This window comes from Pedobacter sp. (assembly GCF_035566355.1).
Classification (GTDB): Bacteria; Bacteroidota; Bacteroidia; order Sphingobacteriales; family Sphingobacteriaceae; genus Pedobacter.
Window position 1 is genome coordinate 1 of record NZ_DATMRL010000310.1, and the last position, 2,730, is coordinate 2,730.

Annotated in this window: 2 protein-coding genes and 1 pseudogene; 2 read left to right on the forward strand and 1 reads right to left on the reverse strand. The window is 38.0% G+C overall.

Annotated features, from left to right (window positions below; all coding sequences use genetic code 11):
* Positions 1 to 762: pseudogene (locus VNZ46_RS12145) on the reverse strand (hypothetical protein); the annotation flags it as partial.
* Between the two features lie 507 nt (positions 763 to 1,269).
* Here VNZ46_RS12145 and VNZ46_RS12150 point away from each other — a divergent pair.
* Together VNZ46_RS12150 and VNZ46_RS12155 are read left to right on the forward strand one after the other, a co-directional pair.
* Entirely contained in the window at positions 1,270 to 1,557 is a 288-nt protein-coding gene (locus VNZ46_RS12150) for an HTH domain-containing protein (RefSeq protein WP_133778710.1), read from the forward strand.
* Between the two features lie 261 nt (positions 1,558 to 1,818).
* On the forward strand, positions 1,819 to 2,730 hold a 912-nt coding region (locus VNZ46_RS12155; RefSeq protein WP_325560400.1), incomplete at its 3' end, for a hypothetical protein.

The window sequence follows — 2,730 nt, forward strand, 5'->3', positions numbered from 1 at the left end:
CTTGTTTCCAATTCTTACCGGTGGAGGAAGGACAAATGTTCCCGGGCTGATCACAGCACCAATAATTCCCGCAGGATTAAAAGCCTTACTGTTGAACGTAGTTCTGATGGAATTGTGTACGGAGAAGTATTTTAGTCCTATCCCGGCAATACATAAACAGCCCTGTGGAACTTCAAAATCAAATTGTCTGGCTGGAATTGTGGTCTCATTTTGGCTAATCTCCAGGGTTTGGAAGGTAGATGGCTTTCGCAGGCATTGTTCCAGAGAGGTAAAACTGGCGATGACCATCAATGTGCAGATATTGGCAGCCAGGGGAAATTTTAACAGGGCAGGGATTTCAATTTCAGGCAGGCTTATGGTTAGAATATTTCCATTTAGCTGCATTTCAGGGCTTACCCAAAGGCTGTTGATCAGCGGAGATTTAATGTTAAATTCAAAACCGGCCAGCCGGCTGAAACTATCCTCTGAAAAATTAAATTTTTGAGTTTCCGGATCGTAGCATTGCCTGAGTACCGCTTTTATTGGGGTATTGAACCGGTTCACCATTTCGCCATCCTGGTTGGAACTGATGATTAGATTGAGTTCATGCCGGAGTGCAGAGGCCAAAATGCTGCCTTTTCCAAAAAGACTTGATTCTTGCTTTGTTGCCTTGGTTTGTTTATATTTACGAGGTGCGCTTTGCACAATTGGCGCTTTTTTACCTTTTCGAATTACAATGTTGCCGACCAGGCCTCTGATCTGTTTTCCGTCAAATTTTCCCATGTTTTCTTTAGTTTAAATTGATATCTGGTTCATGTTATGTTCAGTATTGCTTTAGTATGCCTGCGAAATCACAGGATCTTCTGTGCGCCATGAGTGCGCCTTTTTACTGAAAAAAGGCGCACTCATGGCGCACTCATTGCGCACTCATGGCGCAAGCATACTAAAGCAATATAGAGTCATGTCTTAACCACTTGGCTGCGCGTTCTAAGTATTTTTTGTGTTTAAGTTTAGTTTTGTGTTTAAATATTAATCCAAGTTATGTATTTTATTTTAACTATTTGATAGTTAGTTGTGTGTGGTTTTTTATTTTTAATTTAAAATTAATTTTAACTGACAGTTTGGCTGAGATTTAGAATATAATTTCGTTTTATAGACACGCTGTAGCATTCGTTGCAAATAAAGTTCTGCAAAGGGGATGCTTTTCTTTAAATTTTATTGAAATATAGGAGGGGGGTTGATGTAGAATGTTGGTTTTCTGAATTTTAGATGAAACAAATTTAATGCTCTATGAAAAAACAGATTGATGAGATTAAAAAAATTAATGAATTGATTCAGAAAAGAAAAACTGGTACCCCTGCAGAATTGGCGAATAAATTTAATGTCTCTGAACGCAAGGTTAAAGGAATAATTAAGCATATGAGAGACCTCGGTTGTCCAATTCACTATAACGTTATAAAAAAGTCTTATGAATATACCAAGCAAGGCGTCTTTAAATTGGGGTTTGAAGAGGATAGGAGCGAAAGTATTGTAAATGCAGTTTTTAAAGCTCTGAGAAATGAAAATATTATATCGTAATTCTTCTGCTTTAACCGATCATGAGTTGGAAGTAAAATTGTCCATTCTCCCGAATTTGAGACCTGCTTTCTGTTTCTATGCCCCGAGTTTGTCATAAGATTCATCTGGAATTTAACACTGGTTGTATTTTCAAGGGTTTCAGAAGCCATTTTTAAGTCGAATCCCAATCTTGAAGTTTTCTCATGAATATTCTTTGAAGGCAAAATAGATGCCTTGGGTTAGTTTAAGTTAGCTGTGTGTTGAACAACTAAATAATATCCTATGAAGAGAAACATTACAAAGAAATCATGTTATATGAACAGATGGAGTTATCTGATCATATTCCACTTCACAATATTCTTTTTCCACGATGGTTTGGGGCAACAAACTAAAGTTCCAATAGTTAGTCCGGTTTCTCCGGAAGCTGCCGCTCTGTTTAAGACGCTGGATAGGCCGATAGGAAATTACACAGGTACTGTTCCTGTTAATTTTCCCCTCTTTACTATTTCCAGTGGTGATATTTCTGTACCAATATCTCTGGACTATAATAGTACAGGGGGGATTAGGGTAGAAGAAGTAGCAAGTTCTATCGGTCTTGGTTTTAACTTAAATGCAGGCGGCCGCATTACAAGAATCCAAAGAGGGGGTATATCTGACGATATACCAGTATATGGGTATTTATCTAATACGATTAAGCCTTCAAATTTTAGCACTGCAATCCCTGCGCATTTGATAGGATTTCAAGCGAACCAGATTGATTTGGAACCTGACCTGTTTATGTACAGTTTTAACGGGCAATCAGGGAAGTTTTTCTTTAATGAACAAGGTGAAGTTGTGATGATGCAGGAATCTGAGATTAAAGTGGCTTACTCCAGAGACAGCAATGGAATTATTGACTGGACGCTCACTGACGGAAAAGGCAATAAGTATGTATTTGGTCCTAAAGAACAAACAGTAAGTACAGTTAATGTTTTTGGTGGTGGAACTGCGCCTCATCCCTCTGCATATTACTCTTCATGGCTCCTTTATAGCATCAAAGACATGAATGATCAAAACATTATTAGTTTTGAATATAACAGTGGCGTATCAGGCTTTGATGTTTTTTCTGGGGGATTTATGAAGGTTCAATCCAACTATGTCACTGATTGTGAAACTGTGTATCAACAGGAGTTTATTGTTAATACCCAGATCCAT